Origin of the sequence: Streptomyces africanus, assembly GCF_002150735.1 — a bacterium.
Lineage (GTDB): Bacteria > Actinomycetota > Actinomycetes > Streptomycetales > Streptomycetaceae > Streptomyces > Streptomyces africanus.
Genome location: NZ_MUKA01000361.1, coordinates 1 through 4,364, shown reverse-complemented (window position 1 = coordinate 4,364; position 4,364 = coordinate 1). Strand labels below are relative to the sequence as shown.

General features: G+C 68.8%; 4 protein-coding genes. All 4 read right to left on the bottom strand.

All coding sequences use genetic code 11. From position 1 onward, the window contains the following. The coding region (gene ftsZ / locus CCL05_RS35950; RefSeq protein WP_086564843.1) for a cell division protein FtsZ at nt 1–828 on the bottom strand (828 nt) is incomplete at its 3' end. A 288-nt stretch (nt 829–1,116) separates the two neighbouring features. Then, a complete protein-coding gene (locus tag CCL05_RS35940; protein WP_086564841.1) occupies nt 1,117–1,911 on the bottom strand; it encodes a cell division protein FtsQ/DivIB in 795 nt (264 codons plus the stop codon). A gap of 26 nt (nt 1,912–1,937) precedes the next feature. Next, nucleotides 1,938–3,035, bottom strand: a complete 1,098-nt coding sequence (gene murG / locus CCL05_RS35935; protein ID WP_086564840.1) for an undecaprenyldiphospho-muramoylpentapeptide beta-N-acetylglucosaminyltransferase — start codon at nt 3,033–3,035, stop codon at nt 1,938–1,940. Nucleotides 3,036–3,041: 6 nt separating this feature from the next. Further along, nucleotides 3,042–4,364 (bottom strand): putative lipid II flippase FtsW (ftsW, locus tag CCL05_RS35930; protein ID WP_107400557.1); only part of this gene is annotated, 1,323 nt, incomplete at its 5' end.

The window sequence follows — 4,364 nt, the reverse complement described above, 5'->3', positions numbered from 1 at the left end:
GGCGGCCTCGTTGATCTCGAACAGGCCGAGGTCCGAGCCACCGGAGATGGAGAGCAGCACACCGCGGGCGCCGTCGATGGACGCCTCCAGCAGCGGCGAGGAGATCGCCATCTCGGCGGCGGCCACCGCGCGGTCGTCGCCGCGGGCCGAGCCGATGCCCATCAGGGCCGAGCCGGCCTCGGACATGACCGACTTGACGTCGGCGAAGTCGAGGTTGATCAGGCCTGGGGTGGTGATGAGGTCGGTGATGCCCTGGACACCGGAGAGCAGGACCTGGTCGGCCGACTTGAAGGCGTCGAGCACCGAGACCTGGCGGTCCGAGATGGACAGCAGCCGGTCGTTCGGGATGACGATGAGGGTGTCGACCTCTTCGCGGAGCTCGGCGATGCCGTCCTCGGCCTGGTTCGCGCGGCGCCGTCCCTCGAAGGTGAACGGGCGCGTGACCACACCGATGGTGAGGGCACCGAGCGAGCGGGCGATGTTGGCCACGACGGGCGCGCCGCCGGTGCCGGTGCCGCCGCCTTCACCGGCTGTCACGAAGACCATGTCGGCCCCCTTGAGGACCTCCTCGATCTCCTCGCGGTGGTCCTCGGCGGCCTTGCGGCCCACGGCCGGGTTGGCTCCGGCGCCGAGTCCGCGGGTGAGTTCACGGCCGACGTCCAGCTTGACGTCGGCGTCGCTCATCAACAGAGCTTGCGCGTCGGTGTTGATGGCGATGAACTCGACGCCCTTGAGACCGACCTCGATCATCCGGTTGATGGCATTGACACCACCGCCGCCGACACCGATGACTTTGATGACTGCGAGGTAGTTCTGCGGTGCTGCCACGTCGAAGGCCTCTCGCCTCGAGTTACGTGTCGCCGAATCACCGTGGCGCGCTGCGCCCCGCGACCCGACGACTGATGCCGAATGGGACGGTCCGTATCGCCGACCCGAACCCTAACCCTGAAGTTTAGGGTTACCAGTGTGTCTGTTCCTTGGAGTCTTCTGAACAGGACACTAAGTCGACAAGTGGCGCTCCTTCAACGAACACGCCGAACCTCCCGTTTTTCTTTTCACCCTATGTGATCAGCCGTAGCACTGCCCAACCAGGGTGCTGGCCTGCGCGGATGTGCGTCAACTCCCTGATGACGCGGGCGCGGTGGGAACACTCACGTCGAAGTACCGCGCACCGGGTGAGGCTTTCATCAGAGCCGTGAGCGTATGGGCCTTCGCCGCACCCTTCTCGCTGCTCCCCCAGGCGACCGTGCGACCGTCCCTCAACTCCAGCGAGATGTCGTCGTAGGAACGGACCTTGACGGTCCGTGTGTCGCGTGCGACGGCGGACGGGACGGCACGGGCGACGCCCACCGCCTCGCGCACCAGCCTGGCCTCGCCGAAACGGCGCAGGCTCGCGGCGGCGGAGCTGGACCGGGAGAGCGTCAATTCCAGTGCGGGCACGCCTTTCGGCGCCTCGGAAACCGTGGCGAAACGGACACCTTCATCGTCCACTTCGACGAACTTTCCGGCCTTTTGGACAATCAGAACCGGAGTCCGCTCGACCACTTTCAGGTCGATTCCATGGGGCCAGGAACGGACCACGTCAACCGAGTCAATTCGGGGCAATTTTTGCCGCAGTCGCGTCTCGATCGCATCGGTGTCGACGGAAATCAGCGGCTTCCCGAGGGGGGCGTCGGCGGCCGCCTCGACCTGATCCGGCGTCAGGACCCGGGTTCCCGACACGGAGACATGCTCGGCGCGCAGCCAGTCGGAGCCGTAGAAGAGCCAGACCGTCGGGATGCCGAGGAAGACCAGGGCGAGGCCCAGGATGACGATCACACGAAGGTGACGTCGCCTCAGACGCCTGACGGGCGGCGGGCCGGACGACTCCTGCTGGCGTTCACCGCGCTCGGCGGTGGTCGATCCGGCCACGCTCCCCTGCCTTCCGTCATACGGTCCTAGCGGTGTGCACGACTGGCGGCAATCGCCTCGTACACCATGCCGACGAGCAGGTCGTCGGCGTCCCGGCGGCCGAACTCGGCGGCGGCGCGGGACATCTGGTACAGCCGGTGCGGGTCGGCGAGCACGGGCAGGACGTTGTGCTGGACCCACTCGGGGGTCAGCTCCGCGTCGTCGACCAGCAGGCCGCCGCCGGCCTTGACCACCGGCTGGGCGTTGAGCCGCTGTTCGCCGTTGCCGATGGGCAGCGGGACATAGGCGGCCGGGAGCCCGACGGCTGAGAGCTCGGCGACGGTCATCGCGCCCGCGCGGCAGAGCATCATGTCGGCCGCGGCGTACGCGAGGTCCATCCGGTCCAGGTAACTTACCGGGATGTAGGGGGGCATTCCCGGCATCTGCTGGACCTGCGGCAGTTCGTTCTTCGGGCCGACCGCGTGCAGGATCTGGATTCCGGCCTGCTGGAGCCAGGGCGCGACCTGCTGGACGACCTCGTTCAGCCGGCGGGCGCCCTGCGAGCCACCGGTGACCAGCAGCGTGGGCAGGTTCGGGTCGAGCCCGAACGCGGCGCGGGCCTCGGGGCGTACGGCGGCCCGGTCCAGGGTGGCGATGGAGCGGCGCAGCGGGATGCCGATGTAGCGGGAGTTCCGCAGCTTGCTGTCGGGCGTGGAGACGGCGACCTGGCTGGCGTACCGCGAGCCGATCTTGTTGGCCAGGCCCGGGCGGGCGTTGGCCTCGTGGATGACGATCGGCACGCCCAGGCGCTTGGCCGCGAGGTAGCCGGGCAGGGCGACGTAGCCGCCGAAGCCGACCACGGCGTCCGCCTTGGTGCGCTCCAGGATCTGCTCGGTCGCCTTGATCGTCCCGCGCAGCCGGCCCGGGACGGTGATCAGCTCGGGGGTGGGCTTGCGTGGCAGCGGTACGGCGGGGATCAGCGCGAGTTCGTACCCGCGCTCGGGTACGAGACGCGTCTCCAGGCCTCGCTCCGTGCCCAGGGCCGTGATGCCCACGGTCGGATCCTGCCTGCGCAGGGCGTCCGCGAGGGCGAGCGCGGGCTCGATGTGGCCCGCGGTTCCTCCGCCGGCGAGTACGACATGCACCGAAATTCACCGCTCTCCGGACGAACGCGCCGCCGAGGCGCGCCGTCGCATCGTGTTCCATCTCCGGGGACTCCGGCCGGAACCGGTTCCCCCAGCCCCCCGTTTTCTACCAAAGCGGGGTTGCCGCATCGCAAGCGCTGCCCGCGCAGCGGGCTCGTCGCGTGCGAAGGCGATCAGCAGCCCGATGGCGAACATGGTCGGCAGCAGGGCGGATCCCCCATAGGAGAACAGCGGGAGGGGGACGCCTGCGATCGGCAGCAGACCGAGCACCGCACCGATGTTGATCACGGCCTGGGCCGTGATCCAGGTGGTCACGCCTCCCGCGGCATACCTCACGAAGGGGTCCTCCGTGCGTCCGGCCACGCGGATACCCGCATAGCCTAGAGCCGCGAAGAGGGCGAGTACCGACAGCGTCCCCGCCAGGCCCAGTTCCTCACCGGTGACGGCGAAGATGAAGTCGGTGTGGGCTTCGGGGAGTTGGCCCCATTTCTCCACACTCGCCCCCAGCCCGGAGCCGAAGATTCCGCCGGAGGCGAGGGCGTAGATGCCGTGCACGGCCTGCCAGCAGTCGACCGGTCCCGACTGGGGTTCCGTGGCGCCGAGGCACTGCAGGCGCGCCATGCGGTTCGCGCTGGTCTTGATCAGGATCAGGCCGAGTACGGCGGCGATCGACAGCACACCGGCGAACAGGCGCGTGGGTGCGCCGGCCAGCCAGAGCAGGCCGAACAGGATGGCCGTGAGGATGATCGCGGTGCCCATGTCGCCGCCGATCATGATCAGCCCGAGCAGCATGAACGCGGCAGGCACGAGGGGAACCAGCATGTGCTTCCACTGGTTCAGCAGCTTCTTGTCCTGCTTGCGGGCGAGCAGGTCGGCGCCCCACAGCACGAGCGCGAGCTTGCCGAACTCGCTGGGCTGGATCTGGAAGGAGCCGCCGACCGCGATCCAGTTCTGGTTGCCGTTGACCGACACTCCTATCCCGGGGATCTGCACCAGGGCCATGAGGAAGACGGCGCCGGCGAGGATCGGGTAGGCCAGGGCCCGGTGCAGCTTCACCGGCATGCGTGAGGCGGCGAACAGCAGCCCGGCGCCGATCACGGCGGCCAGCAGCTGCTTGCGGAAGAAGTACGAACCCGGCAGCGACATCTGGAGCGCGGTGATCTGGGAGGCCGAGTAGACCATCACCAGGCCCAGCACGGTGATCAGCAGACTGCCGCCGAAGATGAGGTAGTAGGCGGTCAGCGGCCGGTCCCAGCCCCTGCGCGCGCGGGTGTAGAAGGCCAGGACGCCGTTCTCACGGGCGGGCCGGGGCGCGGCGGGGCGCCGGGG